Source organism: Elusimicrobia bacterium HGW-Elusimicrobia-1 (assembly GCA_002841695.1).
Taxonomy (GTDB): domain Bacteria; phylum Elusimicrobiota; class Endomicrobiia; order PHAN01; family PHAN01; genus PHAN01.
On the sequence record PHAN01000010.1, the window covers coordinates 18,056 to 41,208 of the forward strand.

The following is a 23,153-nucleotide window of genomic DNA, read 5'->3' on the forward strand; positions in this document are numbered from 1 at the left end:
TGACTGTCCGTTTATTTTTGTTCGAGGTTGTTATTCGCGAAAAGCGATATATCGGTTTCTTCTTTTTTCGTTATTATTTTTTCTTTGAGCCAGTTGTCTACAACATCTTTTGAAAATCTGTATTGCCTGCCTATTTTTGAGGCGGGTATCTTTTTTGCGCGTATCAAAGCGTATATTTTGGACTTTCCGATACCGAGGTACTCGGAGAGTTCCTTTATGTCCATTATCTCTTTTATGTCTTTAGTATGCTGTTGGGCCTGCGTGCTTTCCATATTTTATCACCTACTTTCAAGTTCTCTCGTTTAGTATCGTAATTATACAAAATTTACCATCGCGTGTCAAGTTTTAGTAAAAATTATTTTCCAAAGTTTGCCGCTTGGCGTTGTTAAGTGTTATATTTTAGCAAGAAAGAAAAGTGGTGGTTGGTGGATAGTGGCTCGTCGGGTCGAAAAGGCGGTTTAGCCACGTAGTGGCGACCTTGGTCGCCCGCAGATAGAGAGAGGATGAAAAATCTCGACATTGCCAAATTGTCATTCTGAAGAATCGGCGTCATAATTTAGAAACAAGATCCTTCGCTACGCTCAGGATGACAGGGGAAAACAAGTCGCCAAACAAAAAAAGGGTTCCGCACGACGACATCGTGCGGAACCCTTAATTACTACGTTTACGCGCCGGATTTTATTTTAACATTCCCAGAAAGTAAACGTTTAATTTTATTATTATCGGCGCGAAGACCAGCGCGACGACAGACATAAGTTTCAGAAGTATGTTCAGGGACGGTCCCGAAGTGTCCTTGAAAGGATCGCCAATCGTATCTCCGATGACGGTCGCTTTGTGGACGTCGGAACCTTTTCCGCCGAGGTTGCCCTCTTCCACGTATTTCTTGGCGTTGTCCCACGCGCCTCCGGCATTGGCAAGAAGAATCGCCAAAGGAACTCCGGCCACCAGAGATCCCACCAGAAACCCTCCCAGGCCGTCTGCGCCAAGCGCCGTACCCACGATTATCGGAAGAGCCACCGCCATTACGCCGGGCAGTATCATTTCTTTCAGCGCGCCTTTCGTGGTTATGTCGACGCACTTGGCGGAATCGGGCATTACTTTTCCTTCCATCAGTCCGGGAATTTCCTTGAACTGTCTGCGGACTTCCTCCACCACGGAGAAGGCCGCTCGGCCCACTGCGAGCATTGTGTAGGCGCAGAAGACAAACGGCACCATGCCGCCTATGAACATCCCCGCGACGACCTTCGCCGACAGGGCGTTGATTATGTTGATTCCGACGGTCTGCGAGTACGCCGTAAAAAGCGCCAGCGCAGTCAGCGCCGCCGAGCCGATGGCGAAACCTTTTCCTATGGCCGCCGTAGTATTTCCGACGGCATCAAGCCGTTCCGCGCGTTTGCGGACTTCGCTGCCCATATGAGCCATCTCGGCTATTCCCGCCGCGTTGTCGGCTATGGGGCCGTAAGCGTCGACGGCGACAGTCATTCCCGTGATGGAAAGCATGCCTATGGCCGACAGAGCCACGCCGAAGATGCCGGCGAACTTATACGCCAGCACCGTTGCTGCGGCTATGGCAATAACGGGAATCGCGGTGGATTTCAGAGACACTGCGAAACCGTGTATTATACAGGTCGCCGCGCCCGTCGTTGCGGCCTTGGCTATTTCCTGCACTACTTTGCCCGAGGTATAATATTCGGCGGCAAAGCCCACTATGAGTCCCGCCACAAGTCCCACGAGGGTCGCCCAAAACGCGAAGATATTTCCGTACCACACTTTTGTCAGGAAGAACGCTCCGACCAGAAGCAGCGCGGCGGTGACTAACATGCCGGTGCGAAGAGCCGCCTGCGGATCCGTTTTCTCGTCGGTGCGGACAAAATAAACTCCGACCGCCGCCGCGATTATGCCCCACGCCGAGATAAGAATCGCCAGTAGTCCTCCGTTTATGTCTATAAGAGGATTCGGCGCTACGGCTATTACAAGAGCCGATATTATGGCGCCGATGTATGACTCAAAAAGATCCGCGCCCATTCCGGCCACGTCGCCTACGTTATCGCCCACGTTGTCGGCGATGACGGCGGGATTGCGGGGGTCGTCTTCGGGTATTCCGGCCTCGACTTTACCGACGAGGTCGGCTCCGACGTCGGCGGCCTTTGTGTAGATTCCTCCGCCCACGCGCGCAAACAAAGCCACAGACGACGCGCCAAGAGAAAATCCGACTATGGACTGCACCGCTTCGGTTATTTTAGCGGCAAGATCCGCCTTGCCCGAGAGAAATATAAAGTAAAGAAGAACCGATAAAAATCCGAAAAGACCCACGCTGACTACGGAAATGCCCATTACCGCGCCGCCGGGAAACGCCACGCCGAGCGCTTCGTTGAAGCTTTTGGAAGCCGCCTGCGCGGTACGCGCGTTGGACCTTGTGGCTATCTGCATTCCTATCCATCCGGCCAGAATGGAACATACGGCTCCGACGATAAAAGCAAGAGCCGTCTTCTTGGCCACGAATATAAACAGAATCATCGCCACCAGAAAAACAAAAAACGCGATGGACTTGTATTCCCTTGAGAGGAATGCCATCGCGCCTTTGTGAATCTCGCCGGAGATCTCTTTCATTCTGTCGGTTCCCTCGTCCTTGGAGAGTATCTTTTTGGAAAGATAACCCACAAAAACGAGCCCCGATGCCGCCACTATGAGAGATACCCACAAACTTGTCAAACCGCCGAAAATGCCTACCATATGCACGTCCCTCCTGTTGGATGTAACAAACGCGTATTTTCCGACTGCCCCCCCGTCAGGGGAATATTATATATAAAAAGGAAAGCAAAATCTATTTTACCACACCGCCACTATAAGGAACTGTGGGACTTTTGCCATTTTTTAACAGTAGCTTTAACTCTTTGGTGTCAATTGAGATTTTGTATATATTAAGCGGGGCGTTATCCCCGTTTATCCGTGTTTCTTCCTCTGTCACGCCTTCAAAAATAATTTCTCTTTCATTCATCCAGCGGGGGTTTTGCGCATAAAGGTTATCAGGCGATATGTGCCGCAGGTTTCCTGATTTTGTGTCATACAGAACTATCACAGTCAGCTGTTCTGTGAGACCTTCCATTCCTTTCCCGCTTACGTCGGGAGGATCTATTAACAAATATCTTTCGTCTTTTGACGGCAAAAATTTTGTCGCGCCGCTGATGGAGTATTTAGAATTCAGAATGTCAGTGATTTTTTGTCCGGTCGTCACTTCGCCATTAAGATTTATTTTATATAGATATTCCATATCGTGGAAATAAATGTGTTTTCCGTCAGGCGCCCACACAGGAGAGCGGAAAATGGTGCGATGTGCTTTTATTTCTTTTGTGAGTATATAAAAATCGCTATCCTGACTGGTTGCTATTCCGATGTGCCAGCGGTTATTATTCCAGTGATTAAACGCTATTTGTCTGCCGTCCGGCGACCATGTAGGTCCGTAATTATTATTACCGGGGATGGAGGTTAAAATTTTAATTTCTCCTGTTTTTATGTCAACAATGCCAATTTTTCTGCCCATAGAAGGGTAATCTTTGGGACTATCGCAGGTAAACGCCACTTTATCTCCGTTTGGAGATATTTGTGGATGGTATCCTTCGCAAAGATATTTGGATTTAATTTCTTTGTTGTAAAAATTTATCCAGATGAAGCCTTCTCCTTTTTCATAGACCATTAATAGTTGCTTATCTTCTGTGGCATACAGCGCGGTTAACATTGATAACAGTATAGTTGTAAGGAATTTTTTTTTCATGGTCTGCCGCCCCCTGCGAAATGCCATTCGCCATACATGTTTTTACTTCCCTCTCTGCCGTCAGTATTCATATATGCGGGTTTTACCCCCTTTTTGAAAGTGGAATCTATGAATTCAATATTTCCGTTTTTGTTGGTAACTATATATCCGACATGTTTAATGGCGTCTGTGTTATCCTTAAAAAATATCAGATCACCTTCCTTCAAATCATATCGCAATGGAATTATAGCGGCGCGTTTTTCAAAATAATTATACTGTTCTTGTGCCGTGCGTGGCAAAAAAGGGTATATTGTTTGAGTTGTTTTAGAACAATCGTATTTGGAGTAGGGCTTACCGACGAGATATTCTGCTATTTGCGTCGGATTTTTTGAAGGCAGCTGTTTCTTGAATTCAGAAAAAATATACTCCAGTAACGAATGAACTTTCTCAGGATAAATCAGTCCTTCTTTTTCAATGGTTGAGCAAGGAGAGTGTGGTCTGCAATACTGGCATTTGCAGTAATGTATGATGCGGCTGTGATTTCTTCTTGTTACTTCGCAAATTGCAGAGTGGATTGGTGTGTTTGCCGCAGGTAGAGCGGAATAATTAAAGATATCACCCGTTAATACAAAATCATTTATCTGGGTAGCGAGGCAGATTTTTTCTTTATTTTGGTTTATAAAAAATATTGCATTTTCTCCGAGAAATTCGCCTTTGGCGGTGGCGCAACCCATATTTCTTAATATTTTTTTGCTCTCGGTTAAAAAGAGCGAGGATGATAGTAGTGTGTCTGGGGCAATAACTTGTTGTGGTTGCTCTGATGTGTGATGGTAATTATCCAGAGATTGTTTTGCAATCTGTCCATTTGGGTATTCAGTGATTTGCAAATCAGCCCGATAATCATATTTTGCAGTTTGAGGATTTGAGATGTCCTCCGAAAAGTTTGGGTCATCAGGCGTTAATGCGAGCAGGGGCGGGTAGCGGTTTTTATGCCCCAGCCATATAGTCAGGGTATCAAAATTTATTTCCCGCGGACGGTACTCTTCCCACTCGTCAGGCAGAATTGAGGATAAAAACTTTTCGTCCATTTCCCCTTTTTACAAAGGAAGGTTAAGAATAGTAAATGATTTGTGGATTACTCTTGCTTCGTCAAAGCCCGGTTTACAGCTATCATTATACCCATACTCGAGCCGGTCGCTCCCGTCACTGTGTCCACTTTGGGATTCTGGGCTTTTACAATGCGTTCCGTGGTATCAGGCGCCTCATAGCCCTTGCCGGCAAATTGTTCTTTAATCGTAACACTCTTGATGCGGTGTTTTTTTATCTCGACGGCTACCCTGACATTGACCAGAAAATCCTTGAACGAGCCCTCGTAAACTCCGTCGGGAATTTTGGCGAGATTGGTTTTGGTTATTTTGTTGTATTCGGCCAGCACGTTCGCCGTCATTTTGTTGTAGCGAATGCGAAACCCTATGAAACCCGCCGCCGCAACGGCAATAATAATTCCCAGCACAATCGCAGTTACCTTGAGCGTTTTGCTCATACATATTTCTCCATAATTTTGATATTTTGAAATGACATTTCAGCCAACGTTTTATCCCCGTAATGGTTTCGTTTATTAAATAACCGTCGGAGGTCTATTTTTTATCTTCAATCTTCGCCAGCCGCTCGGAAAGATTTTCCTGTTCTTTGGCGATGATTCTGAGCGCTTCCGCGATGGGGTCGGGGAGTTGCCCGTGCTGGAGCATGTCCAATTCTTCGGGAGAAAATCCCACGCCCACCCGCGCCGGCACGCCTACGGCGGTGGCCTTGGCGGGTACGTCTCTTACGACGACGGAACCCGCGCCTATCATGGCGTTTTCACCTATGTTGATGGCTCCAAGAACAATCGCGCCCGCCCCTATGACCACGTGATTGCCGACGGTGGGATGACGTTTCTTTTTTTCAAGCGACGTGCCGCCCAGCACCACGCCCTGATACAGCAAAACGTCGTCGCCTATTTCGGATGTCTCGCCTATTACAACGCCCATTCCGTGGTCTATGAAAAATCTCCGTCCTATCGTCGCGCCCGGGTGTATCTCTATGCCGGTCAAAAATCGCGATATGTGGGATACCAGCCGCGCGGGGAATTTAAGTCCGTGCCGCCACAGAAAGTGCGCGAAGCGGTGCAGAAGAATGGCGTGAAGCCCCGGGTAGCAAGTCAGGACTTCGACGACGCCCCTGGCCGCGGGGTCTTTGCGGAATACTGTCCGGACGTCTTCTTTGAGACGGAAATATGCTCTTGAAAATATGTTCATAATAAAGATTCCTTGTCGATATTTTGAGAACATCTCGTGAAAATTATATCAATTTGATAAAATTATCCGCGATATGGAAATGCCTAAGGCGTACGAATCCTCGGGGGTGGAAGACGCGATTTACGGGTTTTGGCTCGACGGAAAATATTTTTCTTCCCGCCCCGACTCCTCGAAAAAGCCGTTTACTATCGTCATCCCTCCTCCCAATGTCACCGGTTCCCTGCATATGGGACACGCGCTAAACAACACTTTGCAGGACGCCCTCATAAGGTACAAGCGCCTGGCGGGATTTAACACTTGCTGGGTTCCCGGCACCGACCACGGCGGCATCGCCACGCAAAACGTCGTCGAAAAACTGCTTCTTGCCGAGGGAAAAAGCAAGAACGATTTAGGCAGGGAAAAGTTCATTGAAAAGATGTGGAAATGGAGAGGATCCACCGGCGACACGATTCTCGAACAACTCAAAAAACTCGGCTGCTCGCTCGACTTTGATAGAACGAGATTTACAATGGACGAGGACTGCTCCCGCGCGGTGCGACACGCGTTTGCGCGGCTTTTCGACAAGGGGCTGATTTACAGAGGGAAACGCCTTGTCAACTGGTGTCCGCGTTGTATGACCGCGCTCTCGGATATTGAGGTGGAACACGAGGAAGAAATAGGCAAACTCTGGCACATAAAATATCCGCTTTCGTCCGGCGCGGAATTTCTGATAGTGGCAACGACACGGCCGGAAACGATGCTCGGCGACACCGCCGTGGCGGTTAATCCCGCCGACGAGAGATACAAAAAGCTCGTCGGCAAGACGATAAAACTTCCGCTTGCGGGGCGGGAAATAAAAATAGTGACCGACGAAGCCGTCGACGCGGCTTTCGGCACCGGCGCGGTCAAGGTCACGCCCGCTCACGACCCCACGGACTTTGAAATAGGCGCGCGGCACGGTCTTGAAAAAATAGTGGTCATAGGTTTCGACGGAAAAATGACCGGCGCGGCGGGAAAATACGCGGGGCTCGACCGCTACGCCGCGCGAAAAGAGATACTCAAAGATCTTGAAGCCGAAGGGCTTCTTATGGAAACCGCCGCCCACCCGCATTCCGTCGGCGCGTGCTACCGCTGCGCCACGACGATAGAGCCGCTGATTTCCGAGCAATGGTTTATGAAAGTCGGCGAAATGTCGCGCCGGGCCGTCGAGGCGTCGCGCGCCGGCAAAGTGAAATTCTATCCCGCCTCGTGGGAAAAACCATACGTCCTGTGGCTGGAAAATCTGCGCGACTGGTGCATTTCCCGTCAGATATGGTGGGGACATCGCATACCTGTTTACTACTGCAAAAATGATTCATCCGAAGAAAAATCCGCTTGTCCGCCGTTTGCGTCGGTCGAGCAGCCGGTAAAATGTCCGCATTGCGGCGGCGCGAAAATCCGGCAGGATACCGATGTGCTCGACACGTGGTTTTCGTCGGCGTTGTGGCCTTTCTCGGTTTTCGGATGGCCCGACGAGACGCCCGACTTGAAATACTATTACCCCACCGCGGTTCTTGTCACGGGCCACGAAATACTTTATTTATGGGTGGCGCGGATGGTTCAGTTCGGCCTTGAATTTATGGGAGCCGAGCCGTTTTCCGACGTGTATATCCACGGCATAGTGCGCGACAAGCACGGCAAAAAAATGTCGAAGTCGCTCGGCAACGTCATTGACCCGCTCGATATCATCAAAAAGTACGGCGCCGACGCTTTGCGCTTTGCGATGATTTCATCGGCCACGGCCGGCAGGGACATTCAACTTTCCGACGATTCTTTCGTGGGCGCGCGCAACTTCGCCAACAAACTCTACAACGCTTCGCGGTATATTCTGATGAACCTCGAAAAGTATCCGCTCGACGGCATTTCGCTCGACGGGTCGCGGCTCGAGGAAACCGATAAATGGATATTAAGCGAGTGCGCCGCTGCGGCCCGTCTGTCGCGCGGAAGCTACGAGACGTACGAGCTCGACAAGGTCGCCCGCGCCGTCTATGACTTCACGTGGAATAAATTTTGCGACTGGTATATCGAGTTCAGCAAGGAGCGGCTTTACGGAAACGACGAAGCCGCAAGGGCGACGGCCCTCAAGGTTCTTGTCAGGGTGCTCGCCGACATTCTGAAAATAATTCACCCCATAATGCCGTTCGTCACGGAATCTCTCTGGCGCAATTTAAGAGAGCGGCTTTCGGGCGCGGATTCCGCCGAAATATCGAAAAAATTTCCTCAAAGCATAATGGATGCAACCTACCCTTCCGCGACGGCTCCGTCGGAAGTAGGGACAGGTCGCGACCTGTCCCTACCTAATGCCGCCGTTAACGTGGATTTTATCGTCGAGGTAGTTACGGCGGTGCGGCAGTTGCGGGAAGAAATGAAAGTATCCGCCGCTCAGAAAATAGATCTTCTTGTCCGCGCGTCAGACGGCGCCGCTGCCGAGCGCTTCAAAAGCAGTTCCGCTTATATCGAAAAGCTTGCGCGCGTCGGCAAAATCGAAACGGGTGTCTCGACACAGCCCCGCGCTTGCGCCTGCGCGGTCGTCGGAAGCGCCGAGATATTCGTGCCTCTGGAAGGCGTAATAGATGTAGACAAGGAAAAAGCGCGCCTGACCGCCGAGCTCTCAAAAATCGAGGGCATAGCGCGTGCGCTTTCGGCGAAAATGGCAAACGAAAAGTTTTTGTCCAAGGCCCCGCCCTCGGAAGTCGAGGGTTCCCGCGCCAAACTGTCCGACTTCTCCTCGAAAATAGAAAAACTCAAGGTCAATATCAAATATCTCGGTTGAAAAACGATCCGTTGTCGCGGGTCGCAGGAGACGCGCCCATGAATAAAATACGCCCCATCAAATTTGAGACGGGATTTCTTAAAAAAGTGCCCACGGCGGTAATGATTTCGATGGGTAACACAAAGGTTCTCTGCGTAGCCGCTATCGAGCAAAACAAAGTTCCGCCCCACTGCGAAGGCGACGGCACCGGATGGCTTTCCGGCGAATACGGATTCCTGCCCAATGCCGGCGGAAAGCGCACATCGCGTCAGCGTTCGAACTCTGCGGGCCGCACCAAGGAAATATCCAGGATAATCGGGCGCTCGCTGCGCGCGGCCTTCGACCTTAAAAAAATCGCGCCGCACACGATAACCGTCGACTGCGACGTAATTCAAGCCGACGGCGGCACGCGCACAGCCGCGATAAACGGCGGTTTCGTCTCGGCGATGATTCTTTTCAACGAACTCGTCAAAGCGGGCGTGTACCCGCGGATTCCGCTTAAGAATTTCGTCGCCGCGGTTTCCGTCGGCATTACCGGCGGGCGGAAAGTGCTGGATCTGTCGGCCAAGGACGATAACAACGCCGATTCCGACATCAATGTAGTTATGACGGCCTCCGGCAAATACGTCGAGGTGCAGGGCTCGGCCGAAGGACGGGCGTTTTCCAAGGCGGAGTTTTCCGCGCTTCTTAAGATGGCCTCCGGCGGCGTCAAAAAAATAATCGCCGCGCAGAAACGGGCGCTCAAAGGCCGCGGAATATGCTTGAAATAGTGGTAGCCACTAAAAACCCCGACAAAGTCCGCGAAATCCGAAAACTTTTGGCGGCCCTGCCGCTGAGGTTGTCGGCCTATGGCGGACGATCCCCGGCCGAAACCGGCAAAACCCTCGCGGCGAATGCCGCCATAAAGGCGAAGGCGGCCGCCCGCGCCGCAAAAAAGTGGGCCATCGCCGACGATACCGGCCTGGAAGTTCCGTCGCTTAAAGGACGTCCTGGCGTGCGCTCCGCGCGCTTTGCCGGTCCCCGCGCCACATACTCCGACAATGTAAAAAAACTCCTGCGGCTTATGCGCGGAGTTCCGTCGGGCAAACGAAAAGCGGCTTTCAGGACGGTCGTCTGCGTCGCTTCGCCCGACGGCAAAATCTATTTCGCCGAGGGCCGCTGCGCGGGAAAGATTTCCCTGTCCGTCGACGGTAAAAACGGTTTCGGCTATGACCCTGTTTTTTATCACCCGCCCTCGAAAAAAACCTTCGCGCGGATGACCCTGGCCGCAAAAAATAAAGTGTCGCACCGCGCGCGGGCGTTTCGCAAAGCATCGCGGATTATCAAAAGAATCAGCCCTTGCGCGTGCGTCGGTAAATAATGTTGTAACGGGAGGTTGTATGAAAAACCCGCTGAAGTTTGCGGCTTTTTGTTTTGTAATTTGCGCTCTGTCGGTCGGCGCTTACGCCAAAGACCGCGGCGAGGCGGGTGTTGTTTTGGGCAATCCGTCGGGGTTCTCCGGCAAGTTTTTTTTGTCGGACAAAAATGCCGTGGACGTCGTCGTGGGTTTGGACAGAGGCATGTCCTTGCACGCGGACTATCTATGGCACGATTTTGAAGCGTTCAAAGTGAACGAAGGATCCATGCCTTTTTTTTACGGCGTCGGCGTTCTGATAACGGAAAAAGGTCTTTTCGCGCAAGGCAAAATCGGGCTTGAATATCTGTTTGAAACGAATCCTCTGGGCATATTCATAGAGGTGGCGCCTGCCTTCGGGCCGGATTTCAGATTTCAGGGCGGTCTGGGAGTAAGATACAGATTAAAATAGATGTTCGGAGGATGGAGTAATTATTGAAACGACCGGCCGTCCGGGTGGATGTGCCGCGTGTCGCGGGGCCGTCCGTGAAGCATCTCTCTGCGGATTATCTTCCCAGTCGAAGTATATGTGTGTAAACGTCGTCGGGCCTCACCGGCATTGGCGAACGTTTGTTGATTTGCCGCAGTGATTCGCTCACCTTCGAGAAAAATTCTTTTCTCGGTTTGAATAGCTTCCTGTAAATCGTCGCGAGTGTTCCTGATAATCCGAAAGTGGAAAGCATTATGGTGTACTTCAGAATAAATTTTCTTACGCGCGCCGGCAAAAGCATATATATCGCCGCGTATTTGTAACGGTTGGCTTTTTTGCGCCGCAATGTCCTTATCAACCCGTGTTTTTTGATGTATGCGACGATCAATTCAAGAAAAATGTAATGCTTCCAGTAAGCGGTTTCTTCTTTTTGATAGTCGGTAAAATTCAAATAATGTTTTATATTGTTGGCGTCCACCCCGTATAATCCCTCGATATATCTTTCCTCATCGTCGAGAGACGAGCCGATAAGTCCCGCGCTTCTTGCGTATTCATAACCCGGCGTTCCCGGAACGGCCTGAAAATAATTTATGCATATCTCGTAGGGCATATTGGTGTCGTCGGGTATGACCTTTGCGAGGTTTCCGATAGTTTCCGCAATTGTTTCCTCTGTTTCTCCCGGCATTCCTATAAGAAGCAGCATTGTCGTGAGTATACCGTGTCTGAAGCACAAATTTATGGCGTTGAGATTTTTCTCGACGGTGGTTCTTTTTTCCATCACGTCGAGCATTTTTTGAGAGCAGGATTCTATGCCCAAACTGATGGACACACATCCCGCGTCCTTCCATTTTTTTATGACGTCTTCGTCAATGATATCCACCCTTGCGCCGCCCAGCGACCAGTTTACTCTGCGGTTTTTCAGATAGTCGACGATGATGCCGGCCGCTTTTTTGTCCGACCCGAAGTTTTCTCCGTAGAAATTAATGAGCCCGATGTCGCGATTTTTCAGAAGATATTCGATATGTTCTATGACGCTTTGCGGATCGAATGATTTGTATCCTCTTATAAATCTGTGACAGAAGGTGCATTTTCCGACGCAGCCCTTGCTTGCCGCTATGTCCGCTTTTCTTTTTTCGACATTTCCGGGAAAGAACAATCCGAAGAAGCCGGGCAGCTCGTATTTGTTGACGGAGGCGGTAATATTGCGGTATTCGGTTATTTTGGGAAACAGCGCCTCTACGTCGATGAATTTAGACATAAGTTCATAATTCATTTGCAGGAGTTCGTTCTTGCCGCCCTCGGCATAGCCGGTGAAATAAGGTATTCCGTCCGATAGAAAAACAAGCCCCTTGATTCCCGCGAAAACCCGCATATCCGTCAATTTGAAATCCGTCTCTTTGAGTTTGGCTATCAACTCGCTGAATGTCGGTTCGGATTCGCCCGTTACGCAAAAATCTATTTTCGTGCGCTGCGCGACGATAGATGCTATGGCCGACATCTGTCCGCCCAGAACCTGCGCGATGTCCGGAAAATATTTTTTAAGAAAAATCGAAAGTTTTTTCAGGTAGGCGTACGAGTGTGTCAGAACCGCGCTGAAACCGATGATGCGCGGTTTGACGGCGTCGATCCTGTTTTTTATTTCGTCGAAACCGAGAAATTCGGTTTCAAGGTTGATAAACGTTGTGTCGCATCCCAGCGACGGATCCAGTCCCTCGATGACTCTGGACACGCCGATAGGAACGGATTCCGACGTGAAACCGCCGGGCACGGTGAAAATTACTATTTTGACGGCTCGCGTTTCGTTCATTGATTTTTTTGTGCTCCCGCGCCGTACAGTATATAAAATTATACGCGGGGAATACTTCGGAGGATGTGGTGCATTGTGTGCGGGGGGAAAATGGGGTGGCTAACGGGACTCGAACCCGCAACATCTGGATCCACAGTCCAGTGCTCTAACCATTGAGCTATAGCCACCGTTTTTTACGCTGTTTTCCGACGACAAAACCGCTTCGTTTAACCCCTCGTTTTTGGGGGTGGTTTCGAGCGCCGGTGTCCAAAAAGTGTCCAACTGCTTATTTAAAAGTTCAATCGCCTGCCGCTTGAAGTTGGGCGACAGGTGAGAATACCTCAAAGTCATCGTCAGGGTCTTATGCCCCAAAAGTTCTTTGACCGTCATAATGTCTGCGCCCGCCATAACAAGGTGACTTGCGAAAGTATGACGCAAATCGTGGAACCGGAAATTATTTATGCCCGCTTTTTTGACGAGTTGAGAAAACCAGTGAGAAATAGTAAATCTCCGGTATCTTTCGCCGCTTAAATTGCCGAAAACATACGGGTAGTTGTCGCTGTTTCGCGCTCGCCGATTTTTCAGGACATCCGCCAGCGCATCGCTTACCGGGATATAGCGCATCTCGCCGTTTTTCGTATTCTTTACGGTGACTAACTTTCTTGCGAGGTCAACGTCGGCCCATTCAAGATTTGTTATTTCGCTCAGTCGCATACCGGTGTTCACCGCAAAAATGATTATTGATTTGACCGGCTCACGGCATCCGTCCAAAAGAAGTTTCAACTCATCCTTCTCCAGAAACCGCACCCGCTGATTGTTCTCTTTGAAAAACTTCACTTTCTTCACCGGATTTTCCGTCGCTTTGCCCCACTCTATCGCTTTTGTAAACATACCCTTCATACAAGCGAGTTCGTGGTTGACCGTGCACGGCGTGACGCCGTCGTCCAAACGCTTTGCTTTATAATCCTCTATCATCCGGGGTTTTATTTCCGAAAGATATTTCCCCTCAAAAAGGCAGTTAAGCCTTTTCACAGAAACGACATCGCGCTCCCATGATTTTTTGTTTACTTTGGAGTAGCGTCCGAGATATTCTTCGGCCATTTCCTCGAAGCGGATTCTGGGCTGACTTCGCACGTCCAGATATTTGTTCTCGGCGATTTCCACTTTTCTTTTCGCCAGAACCTGATCGGCAAGTTTTTTGCTCGCGCCGATTTTCTCCCTTTTGCGACGGCCCCGGACATAATAATCTATAAACCAGTTACCGTCTTTCCTCGTGAGTCCCATTTGTGCCGCTCCTCGAACATATTCTACAAAATGTCGCTCGATAAATCAATTTTACTGTTTTCCGGAATCTTTTTATCTTCAATCCATCGCTCCAAATCTTTTATGTCGAAGAGCGTCCGCCGTCCGCACTTGACAAACGGTACCCTCCGCTGACACACCCATGAGTAGAGAGTGTTCTTTTTCAATCCCGTGTATTCGGCGGCTTCGTCTATATTGAACAGTCGTTTTTCCATCGTTTTATTTTCCCGGAGCGTCAAGACATTCCATGATATCGTCCGGCTTGTACATTTTTTTCACTTTGATTCCGGTTATTTTACCGTAGAGAATATTGACGACTATTTCACCGAAAAAATCCGCGCCCAGAAAACTCCCGACGAACTCGAGATAAGTTTCGATGGACATCTCTTCTTTTGCCTCGGGCACACTGTAAGGCAGGACTTTTTTCGTCGTCTCTATATAGACGATATTTCCGCAAGTCAGTTTCGCCAAAACATTGCCCATGAGCCCGCGCCCGCAAAACCGGATCAACGCGTTTTTAAATTCCTTCTCCCGTGGTTTCAGGAACAGATTAAAGACGTTTTTCTTCACGACGCTCATCCGGTCGCTCATCGGGTATATCTCTGCCGGGCCGGGCTTTTCCGCCCCTCTCGCATAAACTAAAAAAGGCACTTACCGGTCAAGCTTAAAACTTGACCAATAAGTGCCTTGGGCATCCCCCACAAGCACTTGGGGCGATATCACTGCGTTACTTGCGACCGCCGCGCCTCGCAAATCCGGGCGCCTGCGGCGATGCGATTGCTTTTCAATCCGCATCTGCCGGTGATTCTACCTAAATATCTCGGGCGTTGTCAAGTGACGGATTATATTCGGATGATTTGATATTTTTCATTTGCCCGCTCGTTAGAATTTTATAGAATTACAACTCACCTCTATAAAAGCAGACATGCCCCCAATGCTCGTTGCCTAAACGTGTACGACGAGGCTTTTAGTGATCCGGTATTTTTCATTAGTTTACTTTGGGCAAGCACTATTCGAAAAACGGTGAAAAATATCTTTTCAATAACGCGCCACAATTAGCGTTATACTATCACAAAAAGCGTAGTATAACTATAATAAACCGATTAGTAAGACGGAAGAAGTGCGGCCAGCAATTGATGATTTGTTGCTAAACTTCAGTGAACGGCGGGCACCCAATGAAGCACGCCCTCATACCGTCTTGATTTGAACTCATCTCCAACCGAGTTGTATACGTAACATATAAGTTACATACCGAAAGATGGTATCCCATTGTGCACTTCTCCTTTTCGAAAAAAACGCTTAAAATACAAAAGCGCTTATGGCAATTGCCATGAAAAAGAACCTGACGATAAAACCGGGCAAGGTGAAATTCCGCAAAAAATGGAAGCGCATCCCCGTCGAAAAAGTCATCAGGCCTAAAAAAGAAAAACTCTCCTTGCGCAACAGACGGGATACGAAAATAAAACTCCGCAAAGGGGTTTATGAATAGTCCGGAAATGGCCGGTTCGAGCGTCGAAAAACTCCATTTCTACGAAAAAAATCCCCGTCCGCGCGAACGCCGCCTTCGAGGCGCGGATAAAATCCGAGACAAGACATTTTGCCGCCCGCACTCCGGCGGGAAATAATACAGGAGAATATCCACAATGAAAGTTTTCTTGAAAAAATATTTGCTTTATCTCGTGCGCTGGCAACTCTCGACGCCGATTCTGGCATTTTGCATTGTATGGTTTGCCGCCTTTGGAACGACCCTCGCTTCGGTAATCGCCAATATTATAGGCGGGCTGATATTCTTCTGGGTTGACAGATGGATATTCAGGAAGACGAATATCCTCAAAGGAGAGGTTTGGGAAGTTCAACAGGACATTGTCTGTGTGGATTGCGGAAAACCCGCCGATAGGGGCTATCGACTTGTAAAGGCGTACAACTACGACAGGACGAATGATAAGAGGCCGGAGTTCAGATGTCATGAGTGTTCCCGGCGACAATACGACGAGCAATTTGGAAAGAGAGCCGGAATCGCTGAAAGATAATTTGAAAAAATAATTTTGCCACTCGTCGGAGTATTGTTTATAGTTAAAGAAAAGAGGGAATAATCCTTGCCGCGGCATATCTAATTTTATACAATTAAACGCCTGCGCCTCACTCGGGAAACGGGCTTTCGAACAGACCGGGGGACAACCAATGGACAAGGAAATAATGAAAAACAATCCGGCCGCGGATTACGGCGCGGCTCTTAAGGATATCGCCGCGCTTATCGGCGAGGCCAGAAGGTTCGCCGCCAGGTCGGTCAACGCCGTTATGACCGCCACATACTGGGAGATAGGCAGAAGAATCGTCGAGTTGGAGCAGGGCGGAAAAGAGCGGGCTGGCTACGGCGAGGAGTTGCTGAGCAAACTTGCGGACGATTTGACCAAGCGGTTCGGCAGGGGCTTCGGCGCGGATAACCTTCAAAGGATGCGCGCTTTCTATCTATTCTACCCGTCAGATAAAATTTACGCGACACTGTCGCGTAAATCCGCCGAAGAGAAGTTTTTGCCGGAAAAATCCGCGACGCCGTCGCGTATATCTGATGGAACAAGAAAGTCGCTCTCACTTTCGCTGCATCAAATATCCCTGTGTTTTTCATTGCCATGGTCGGCATATGTCCGGCTCCTGGCGGTAAAAGAGGAACTCGCCCGCGACTTCTACGAAAAAGAGGCCCTGCGCGGCGGCTGGTCCGTCCGTCAACTGGACAGGCAGATAAACTCGATGTTTTACGAGCGCATGGCGCTCTCTAAGAAAAAAGCGGAGATGCTTAAAAAAGGCGCAACCGCAAAATCCGAAGATACCGTAACTCCCGAAGAAGAAATAAAAGACCCCTGCGTGTTGGAGTTTCTGAATCTGAAAGACGAATATTCCGAGAGCGACCTTGAAGAGGCGCTAATCCGGCATCTCGAAAAGTTTCTGCTTGAACTCGGCGGGGACTTCGCTTTCGTCGGCAGGCAGAAGCGTCTTAGAATCGGCAACGAATGGTACAGGGTCGACCTGATTTTCTTTCATCGTAAACTGCGGTGTCTTGTGATAGTCGACTTGAAAATCGGCAAATTCACCCACGCCGATGCCGGTCAGATGCATATGTATCTGAACTACGCCAGCGAGCACTGGGCTAACCCCGGCGAAAATCCTCCGGTGGGTCTCATACTCTGCGCCCAGAAAGACGAAGCGGTGGCAAAATATTCTCTCAAGGACTTGCCCAACAAAGTCCTCGCTGCCGAATACAAAATGACACTGCCCGATGAAAAACTTCTCGCCGAAGAGATTGAAAAGACGAGGAAAATGATGGAGGGGCGGGAATGAGGCAGGGAGAACAGAAGTTGGTTAAAATAGCCCGGTAGAATATCTTATGGGCTTCATAATAATTTATATCACCAACCCCGACGTGAAAACCTCCAAGAAAATCGCCTCACACCTCCTCAAGAAACGACTCATCGCCTGCGCCAACTTCTTTCCGATAGAAAGTTCCTATTGGTGGAAAGGAAAAATCGAAACCGCCCGCGAAGTCGTCGCCATCGTCAAGACGAAAACCTCCAACTGGCCGAAAGTAAAATCCGCCGTCGAGAAACTCCATCCCTACGAGACGCCATGCATAATGAAAATCCCGGTCCGGGCGAACGCCGCTTTTGAGGGGTGGATTGAGTCGGAGACGAGATAGGTTAAATATGGGGAAGTGTCACATATTTAACCGCCCGAAACACGGCGGCACACCTCTGATTTTCCGTCTTTGTGTTCCTTAGAAAAAAACCGGTATTTTTTTGTATACTACCCTTGACCCATCCACTCACCACAAAAACCAAAAGGCGGGACCTTATGAGCGACAAAAAAAGCACCAAGAAAAACCGTTCCGCGATGAACGGCCTCTCTCCCGACATTAAAACCGAAAAAATCTCTCAATTAAAACAAATCCTCCCCGAAATATTCTCCGAAGACAAAGTAGACCCAGACAAACTCAAACTTGCACTCGGCGACTCGCTCGACACCGACGATGAGCGCTACCACCTCGACTGGGCGGGCAAGTCCGAGGCATTCAGAGCCATACAGACGCCCACATCCGCCACCCTCGCGCCCGCCCCCGAAGAGTCCGTCAACTTCGACGCCACTCAAAATGTTTTTATCGAGGGAGAAAACCTCGAAGTCCTCAAAACCCTCCAGAAATCCTACCACGGCAAAATCAAGATGATTTACATAGACCCGCCCTACAACACAGGCAACGACAGTTTCATTTATCCCGACAAATTTTCCGAGTCAAAAGACGAATATCTCAAACGGATAGAAGACAAAGACGAGTCCGGCTATCTCTTAAAAGAAGGGTTCTTCCGCAAGAACTCCAAAGAAAACGGTCATTATCACTCGAACTGGCTCTCGATGCTCTACCCGCGGCTTTTCCTCGCCCGCAATCTCCTGCGCGACGACGGCGTAATATTCGTCTCCATAGACGACAACGAAGTCCACAACCTCCGCCTAATGATGAACGAGATTTTCGGCGAGGAGAATTTTATATCTCAGTTTATATGGAATTCATCAACCGGTGGTGGAATAAGAAGTAAGTATGTTAATCAGAGTCACGAATACTCCGTTTGTTATGCAAAGAATATAGATAATTTGCCGATGTTTTATGCTGAATTATCGTTAGAAGCCGTCAAACAGTACAACAAAAAGGATAAAAAAGGCATTTACCGAGAAAAAGATTTCGCGTGGAGAAATGAAGGGAATAACCCCAATCAAAAATATTTCATTACTTGTCCGGATGGAAGTATGGCAAAACCTAAGGAAGGTTATTTATTTAGATTTATAAAAGAAACATTTGAAGCAGCGTTGAAAAAAGACATGGTTGTTTTTAAAGAAACTAACACAAGCCCTCTAATAGATAAAAATGACAATAAAGCAAGGTATAACATTTACATTAAAAAATATTTGGGCGATGGCACTGGGGCGCCTACATCTTTAGTCCCCAAAGATATTGTGGGTATATCCAATATCGGAACAGAAGAGATAAAAGATTTATTTGATAAAGATGTTTTTAATAACCCCAAATCTACGAGATATCTTAAATATTTAATAAAAGTGGGATCAAAAAATGAAGAACTTATCCTCGACTTCTTTGCAGGCTCTGGCACCACCGCCCACGCAGTTCTCGACCTGAACAAAGAAGACGGAGGAAACAGAAAGTTCATCTGCGTTCAACTCCCCGAAAAAACCGACGAGGACTCGGAAGCATACAAAGCCGGCTACAAAACTATCGCCGACATATCCAAAGAGCGCATCCGCCGAGTCATCAAAAAAATAAAAGAAGAAGAAAAGCAATTGAAACTCGACAAGAAAGAACTGGATTTGGGCTTCAAAGTATTCAAACTCCAGCCCTCAAACTTTAAACTCTGGCGCGGCGACACAATCGAAAACGGCGCCGATCTCGAAAAGCAATTAGACAACTTCAAATATCCCGTCAAGCCCGCAGCCGTCCAAACGAACATCCTCTGGGAACTCATAATCAAATCCGGCTACGACCTCACAACCAGAATCGAAAAAAAGAAAACCGCCGACGGCAAACCCTACTACTCCATAGCCGACGGAGAAACCATAATCGCCCTCGACAAACTCGACGCCAAAACCGTAAAAGAAATCATAAAACAAACCCCGAAAAAACTCATCACCCTCGACACATCCTTCGACGACAATGACCAACTCAAGACCAACACGGCTCTGCAACTAAAGGATGCGGAGATTGAGTTTAGGGTGGTGTGAAACAAATCCTTACAAATAGCAATATTGAGTGGCAAAAATGAAAGTGAAAGACATTAAAAAAATTTTAAGTCGTCTTTTAACAGATGAATTAAGATACAGAAGTTTTGATTATGGTACTTTTGATGAGTATTCTAAAAAATATAAGCCCCTGTACGAGTTTACCATCAGTTTTCACGGAACGCCTAAAATACAAGAAAATCCTCAGCAATATAATCCCATAGGTTGTAATTATGAGGGATTGAATAAATTATATTCGCAAGTTAATGAAAGACAAAAAAACGTTATTATTAAATATTTAGAGGCCAGTTTAAATTTTGATGTGGCAACTGGTTATCATAAGTTGCTCTTGGCATTTTTAATTCGAAACCATTTTTGCGATTTGGTTTTAAGCAAAATACTCAATAAAAAACATAATAATTTAGATGTTCAAGCTATCAACGATTTGGTGTTCATTGTAAGGTTTGAGCACAATAAGTTACCAGATAAATTTCTGAAGATATTGGCTAAATATATAAACAAAAGAAACAATATAGCAGACGTAAAATTGAAGGAATCGCTACGGATTTTGGGGCTTGTCATAGATCAGATAGAACATTTTAGAATTATTCATTTCTTGGTAGAAGATGAAAACTATGAAATAGTCAAAGATGCAGAAAAAGTGTTGTCTTATTTTGAAAAGTACAAATTTAAAAAAGATTTTACTGAGGCATTAAAGGAAATTGAAAAACGAATAAATAGCCTTGGCACTAAATTCGATTTCAAGCATTCGTGCGATTTAATTAGAAGCTTGTTGGAGAATTTTAATGTGGAGTTGGCTGAGAAGATATCCATAAAAACTAAAGTTCCACCTTCTATAGGAACCAAAAATAGAAATCAAGAAGCATTAAACTATTTGGTTAAAAATGGAGTCAATTTCCTCGCACAAAAAGAAATTGATTTATGTAGTAAACTTTATGGGTTGCTTTCAGATAAATCCGGACACAGGCTTTTTTCAGACAAAGAGTATGCGCGGGTAGCTAAAAACTATACGCTTGAATGGTGCTATATGTGTCTGACAATTTTGGATAAGTATTTATAACAATTCGATAGAATATTCGAGAGCGGTTTTGATGCTTCCATAGAGCGGTTCCTATTTTCTGCATACTTAAAGACGTGAGTGTGGAGTTTCGGGTGGTGTGAATAACATAGAAACAAGTGAGGAGAAATGGTCCGCCGCTATTACAGCTTAAGAACCAAACCCGGGAGCATCACCCTTGAGGAACTCTACCGCAAGATTCAGAATCTGTATCTCATGTTTCGCAATAAGGATTATTTCAAAAAGAAAGCCGGTATCACAGAGTTTCATTTTCCCGATACAATTCAACACGAAGCGGCGGTCGCCCTTACTTTTCAACCATTCCCTATTGCAAAGTGGTCATCGGATGACATCACAGAAGACCATATTTTTGACACCCTTGAATTCCTCTATGACTATGCTTCCAAACCAGGGGAATTGACTGATATGACGACGGACACAGGATATAACTACCGCGATTACGGTGATTATGATGACGAAGCAGGGCAAAAAGAATTCAGGGATAAGGTCAATGCGTTTCTCGCCGACTACAAGACCGGATTTGAGTTGACCAAAGACGGCATTGTTTTGGCGTTGGGAACAGGCGGACTTCAACATATATTGGATGCAGAAATCATTCCTTACGATGAGATAAATGTTGATAGCAAGGTTCGAAATGCAATTTCAAAATGGCGGAACCGCCATTTGTCCCTGTCAGAAAAAAAGAACGCCATACAAGAACTTGCCGATGTGTTTGAGTGGCTCAAAGATACCCAAAATCTCGGCAGTGTATTGAAGATAAAGGATGAATCGATGATATTTAACATTGCAAACAATTTTGGTATTCGCCACCACAATTCGCTACAAAAAACAAACTATGACCATACGATTTGGTACTCATGGATATTCCATTTCTATTTAGCGACTTACCACGCCACTATTCGACTATTGCTCAAGAAAGAAAAGTCTAAATTAAAAGTATAATTTATGAAACTCCATTCCGACCTAAACAGTAAAATAATAAAAACATAGAATGGCCAAACACCACATCTTCATCAGTGGCTCACAGAAGGAACTCGGCGCGGAGCGGCGGGCGGTGAAGGATTCCATCCTCGGCGATGTTCTTCTTTCCGAATATTTCGACGTCTTCCTGTTCGAAGACGCTCCGGCGAAGGGCCGCCCGGACGAGACGGCATATCTCGACGAAGTCCGCAAGAGCGATATTTATATCGGCATTCTCGGCGACAGATACGGCGCCGCCGGCAAGAATAAAATCTCTCCGACGGAAACGGAGTTTCACGCGGCAAAAGCCGGCGACAAAGACATACTCATTTATATCAAAGGCGCGGGCGCCAAGGACAAGAACCGCGAATTGGGCGTACAGAAACTTATCAAAGAAATCAAGAATCCCGCGGCGGGATATTGTTATCGCCGGTTTGATTCCGTCGAAGAACTGACAGGGCTTGTTTACGAAAGTTTGATTAACTTCTTAAAGGAAAAAGGCGACATTGGCCGCGCCGAGTTCGACCGCCGCATCTGTGACGGCGCCGGATTTGCCGATATAGACGATGAAAAAGTCAAATGGTTTTTGAATGTCGCCCGCCGGATGAGGAATTTCCCGCTGGGGTTGAACTCCACTACGCAGGAAGTTTTCACTCATCTGAAACTTTTCAAGGACGGCAAACTCACCAACGCCGCGGTTTTGCTGTTCGGCAAAGAGCCGAGGAAGTTTTTCGATCAGGCCAACGTCAAATGTATTCAGTTGCCGAGCACCGAGGTCGAAAAACCTTTCGTGTCATATCAGATTTACGACGGGAATCTTTTTGAGCAGGTGGACAAAGCCGTCGGCTTCGTGCTGGACATTCTCAAGTTCCCCGTGATTCAGCAGGAGCACACTACGGCGGTCGCCCGTCCCCGCGAAATACCGGTTTTTGCGATCCGCGAGGCGATAGTCAACGCCGTCGCCCACCGCGACTATAACGCCAAATCGTCGGTTCAGGTTATGGTCTTTCTCGACCGTGTGGAAATCTGGAATTCCGGCTCATTGCCCATTCACCTTAAAATAGACGACCTCAAAAAACCGCACGGCTCTCACCCGTCAAACCCGCTATTCGCTTCGGCGATGTATCTTGCCGACTACATTCAGCAGGCGGGCTCCGGGACTTTGGAGATGCTCAAGCAATGCAAAGAGCACGGCCTTCCCGAGCCGCAGTTCGTGTCGGTGCGGAATCTTGAGTTTAAAACCATTTTGGCAAGGGATTTATTCACGGAAGACGCTTTGTCGCGGATGGGTTTGAACGAGCGGCAGTTGAAAGCGGTCAAGTATGTCAAGCAAAATGGGCGCATCACGAATACCGAGTATCAACGAGTTTTGACGGTCAGTAAACGACAGGCGACAAATGACCTTAATGAACTTGAGAAAAAAGAAATACTAAGTCGTTTCGGTAAAACCGGCAGAGGGACATTTTACACCCTAAGGGGCACTAAAGGGGCAAAAGGGGCACCAAAGGGGCATTAAAGGGGCAATTTTGCATTTCAATAAGTGAACCGCAACCAATCTTGCGTCTCGCTTTTGGCTCAGAATGAGACGCA

The 23,153-nt window shown here is 47.9% G+C and carries 20 protein-coding genes, 1 tRNA gene and 1 pseudogene; 11 read left to right on the forward strand and 11 right to left on the reverse strand.

Going from position 1 to position 23,153, the window contains the following annotated elements; all coding sequences use genetic code 11:
- Positions 1-11: 11 nt before the first annotated feature.
- The 6 genes from CVU77_06320 to cysE form a co-directional block, all read right to left on the reverse strand.
- Entirely contained in the window at positions 12-272 is a 261-nt protein-coding gene (locus CVU77_06320; protein ID PKN01197.1) for a DNA-binding protein, read from the reverse strand.
- A gap of 406 nt (positions 273-678) precedes the next feature.
- Complete coding sequence (locus tag CVU77_06325; GenBank protein PKN01198.1) at positions 679-2,733, reverse strand: sodium-translocating pyrophosphatase; 2,055 nt, start codon at positions 2,731-2,733, stop codon at positions 679-681.
- A gap of 91 nt (positions 2,734-2,824) precedes the next feature.
- Positions 2,825-3,799, reverse strand: a complete 975-nt coding sequence (locus tag CVU77_06330; GenBank protein PKN01199.1) for a hypothetical protein — start codon at positions 3,797-3,799, stop codon at positions 2,825-2,827.
- Positions 3,769-4,485, reverse strand: a complete 717-nt coding sequence (locus tag CVU77_06335; protein ID PKN01200.1) for a hypothetical protein — start codon at positions 4,483-4,485, stop codon at positions 3,769-3,771. The genes CVU77_06330 and CVU77_06335 overlap by 31 nt, the downstream gene beginning before the upstream one ends.
- 401 nt (positions 4,486-4,886) lie before the next feature.
- Positions 4,887-5,294, reverse strand: coding sequence for a hypothetical protein (locus tag CVU77_06340; protein PKN01201.1), 408 nt, complete (start codon positions 5,292-5,294; stop codon positions 4,887-4,889).
- 94 nt (positions 5,295-5,388) lie between these two features.
- On the reverse strand, positions 5,389-6,048 hold the full coding sequence (gene cysE / locus CVU77_06345) for a serine O-acetyltransferase (protein ID PKN01202.1): 660 nt from the start codon (positions 6,046-6,048) through the stop codon (positions 5,389-5,391).
- A gap of 64 nt (positions 6,049-6,112) precedes the next feature.
- On the opposite strand from cysE, the gene CVU77_06350 reads away from it, so the two are divergent.
- Genes CVU77_06350 through CVU77_06365 form a run of 4 tightly spaced genes read left to right on the forward strand, consistent with a single transcriptional unit; the run spans position 6,113 to position 10,623 of the window.
- Positions 6,113-8,839: a valine--tRNA ligase gene (locus tag CVU77_06350; protein PKN01203.1), complete on the forward strand. Its 2,727-nt coding sequence runs from the start codon at positions 6,113-6,115 to the stop codon at positions 8,837-8,839.
- Positions 8,836-9,588 carry a ribonuclease PH gene (locus tag CVU77_06355; GenBank protein ID PKN01204.1) on the forward strand — a complete coding sequence of 251 codons (753 nt, stop codon included), beginning with the start codon at positions 8,836-8,838 and terminating at the stop codon, positions 9,586-9,588. The genes CVU77_06350 and CVU77_06355 overlap by 4 nt, the downstream gene beginning before the upstream one ends.
- Positions 9,576-10,178 carry a non-canonical purine NTP pyrophosphatase, RdgB/HAM1 family gene (rdgB, locus tag CVU77_06360; GenBank protein PKN01205.1) on the forward strand — a complete coding sequence of 201 codons (603 nt, stop codon included), beginning with the start codon at positions 9,576-9,578 and terminating at the stop codon, positions 10,176-10,178. The genes CVU77_06355 and rdgB overlap by 13 nt, the downstream gene beginning before the upstream one ends.
- A 19-nt stretch (positions 10,179-10,197) precedes the next feature.
- On the forward strand, positions 10,198-10,623 hold the full coding sequence (locus CVU77_06365) for a hypothetical protein (protein ID PKN01206.1): 426 nt from the start codon (positions 10,198-10,200) through the stop codon (positions 10,621-10,623).
- A gap of 94 nt (positions 10,624-10,717) precedes the next feature.
- Here the strand turns inward: CVU77_06365 and CVU77_06370 are convergent, their stop codons facing one another.
- From CVU77_06370 to CVU77_06390, 5 genes and pseudogenes are all read right to left on the reverse strand, one after another.
- A complete protein-coding gene (locus tag CVU77_06370) occupies positions 10,718-12,448 on the reverse strand; it encodes a hypothetical protein (GenBank protein ID PKN01207.1) in 1,731 nt (576 codons plus the stop codon).
- 91 nt (positions 12,449-12,539) lie between these two features.
- A tRNA-His gene (locus CVU77_06375) sits at positions 12,540-12,615 on the reverse strand.
- A 136-nt stretch (positions 12,616-12,751) separates the two neighbouring features.
- Positions 12,752-13,711, reverse strand: a pseudogene (locus CVU77_06380) (hypothetical protein).
- A gap of 23 nt (positions 13,712-13,734) precedes the next feature.
- The gene (locus tag CVU77_06385) at positions 13,735-13,944 is read right to left on the reverse strand and encodes an excisionase (protein ID PKN01208.1); all 210 of its coding nucleotides are present in this window, start codon (positions 13,942-13,944) and stop codon (positions 13,735-13,737) included.
- Positions 13,945-13,948: 4 nt separating this feature from the next.
- Positions 13,949-14,320, reverse strand: coding sequence for a hypothetical protein (locus CVU77_06390; GenBank protein PKN01209.1), 372 nt, complete (start codon positions 14,318-14,320; stop codon positions 13,949-13,951).
- Between the two features lie 1,052 nt (positions 14,321-15,372).
- On the opposite strand from CVU77_06390, the gene CVU77_06395 reads away from it, so the two are divergent.
- The 7 genes from CVU77_06395 (at position 15,373) to CVU77_06425 (ending at position 23,079) form a co-directional block, all read left to right on the forward strand.
- Positions 15,373-15,759: a hypothetical protein gene (locus tag CVU77_06395; protein ID PKN01210.1), complete on the forward strand. Its 387-nt coding sequence runs from the start codon at positions 15,373-15,375 to the stop codon at positions 15,757-15,759.
- A gap of 166 nt (positions 15,760-15,925) precedes the next feature.
- The gene (locus CVU77_06400; protein PKN01223.1) at positions 15,926-17,065 is read left to right on the forward strand and encodes a DUF1016 domain-containing protein; all 1,140 of its coding nucleotides are present in this window, start codon (positions 15,926-15,928) and stop codon (positions 17,063-17,065) included.
- Positions 17,066-17,111: 46 nt separating this feature from the next.
- Complete coding sequence (locus CVU77_06405) at positions 17,112-17,420, forward strand: divalent-cation tolerance protein CutA (GenBank protein PKN01211.1); 309 nt, start codon at positions 17,112-17,114, stop codon at positions 17,418-17,420.
- A 194-nt stretch (positions 17,421-17,614) separates the two neighbouring features.
- A complete protein-coding gene (locus CVU77_06410) occupies positions 17,615-19,507 on the forward strand; it encodes a site-specific DNA-methyltransferase (GenBank protein ID PKN01224.1) in 1,893 nt (630 codons plus the stop codon).
- 37 nt (positions 19,508-19,544) lie between these two features.
- A complete protein-coding gene (locus CVU77_06415) occupies positions 19,545-20,585 on the forward strand; it encodes a hypothetical protein (protein ID PKN01212.1) in 1,041 nt (346 codons plus the stop codon).
- A 126-nt stretch (positions 20,586-20,711) separates the two neighbouring features.
- A complete protein-coding gene (locus CVU77_06420) occupies positions 20,712-21,545 on the forward strand; it encodes a hypothetical protein (protein ID PKN01213.1) in 834 nt (277 codons plus the stop codon).
- 49 nt (positions 21,546-21,594) lie between these two features.
- Complete coding sequence (locus CVU77_06425) at positions 21,595-23,079, forward strand: transcriptional regulator (protein ID PKN01214.1); 1,485 nt, start codon at positions 21,595-21,597, stop codon at positions 23,077-23,079.
- The last annotated feature ends 74 nt before the right edge of the window (positions 23,080-23,153 follow it).

What these genes read in the sequence shown, in the direction of transcription:
- CVU77_06320 (PKN01197.1), bottom strand. Translation starts at nt 272, where the DNA reads ATGGAAAGCACGCAGGCCCAACAGCATACTAAAGACATAAAAGAGATA.
- CVU77_06325 (PKN01198.1), bottom strand. Translation starts at nt 2,733, where the DNA reads ATGGTAGGCATTTTCGGCGGTTTGACAAGTTTGTGGGTATCTCTCATA.
- CVU77_06330 (PKN01199.1), bottom strand. Translation starts at nt 3,799, where the DNA reads ATGGCATTTCGCAGGGGGCGGCAGACCATGAAAAAAAAATTCCTTACA.
- CVU77_06335 (PKN01200.1), bottom strand. Translation starts at nt 4,485, where the DNA reads ATGGGTTGCGCCACCGCCAAAGGCGAATTTCTCGGAGAAAATGCAATA.
- CVU77_06340 (PKN01201.1), bottom strand. Translation starts at nt 5,294, where the DNA reads ATGAGCAAAACGCTCAAGGTAACTGCGATTGTGCTGGGAATTATTATT.
- cysE (PKN01202.1), bottom strand. Translation starts at nt 6,048, where the DNA reads ATGAACATATTTTCAAGAGCATATTTCCGTCTCAAAGAAGACGTCCGG.
- rdgB (PKN01205.1), top strand. Translation starts at nt 9,576, where the DNA reads ATGCTTGAAATAGTGGTAGCCACTAAAAACCCCGACAAAGTCCGCGAA.
- CVU77_06365 (PKN01206.1), top strand. Translation starts at nt 10,198, where the DNA reads ATGAAAAACCCGCTGAAGTTTGCGGCTTTTTGTTTTGTAATTTGCGCT.
- CVU77_06370 (PKN01207.1), bottom strand. Translation starts at nt 12,448, where the DNA reads ATGAACGAAACGCGAGCCGTCAAAATAGTAATTTTCACCGTGCCCGGC.
- CVU77_06385 (PKN01208.1), bottom strand. Translation starts at nt 13,944, where the DNA reads ATGGAAAAACGACTGTTCAATATAGACGAAGCCGCCGAATACACGGGA.
- CVU77_06390 (PKN01209.1), bottom strand. Translation starts at nt 14,320, where the DNA reads ATGAGCGACCGGATGAGCGTCGTGAAGAAAAACGTCTTTAATCTGTTC.
- CVU77_06395 (PKN01210.1), top strand. Translation starts at nt 15,373, where the DNA reads ATGAAAGTTTTCTTGAAAAAATATTTGCTTTATCTCGTGCGCTGGCAA.
- CVU77_06400 (PKN01223.1), top strand. Translation starts at nt 15,926, where the DNA reads ATGAAAAACAATCCGGCCGCGGATTACGGCGCGGCTCTTAAGGATATC.
- CVU77_06405 (PKN01211.1), top strand. Translation starts at nt 17,112, where the DNA reads ATGGGCTTCATAATAATTTATATCACCAACCCCGACGTGAAAACCTCC.
- CVU77_06410 (PKN01224.1), top strand. Translation starts at nt 17,615, where the DNA reads ATGAACGGCCTCTCTCCCGACATTAAAACCGAAAAAATCTCTCAATTA.
- CVU77_06415 (PKN01212.1), top strand. Translation starts at nt 19,545, where the DNA reads ATGAAAGTGAAAGACATTAAAAAAATTTTAAGTCGTCTTTTAACAGAT.
- CVU77_06420 (PKN01213.1), top strand. Translation starts at nt 20,712, where the DNA reads ATGGTCCGCCGCTATTACAGCTTAAGAACCAAACCCGGGAGCATCACC.
- CVU77_06425 (PKN01214.1), top strand. Translation starts at nt 21,595, where the DNA reads ATGGCCAAACACCACATCTTCATCAGTGGCTCACAGAAGGAACTCGGC.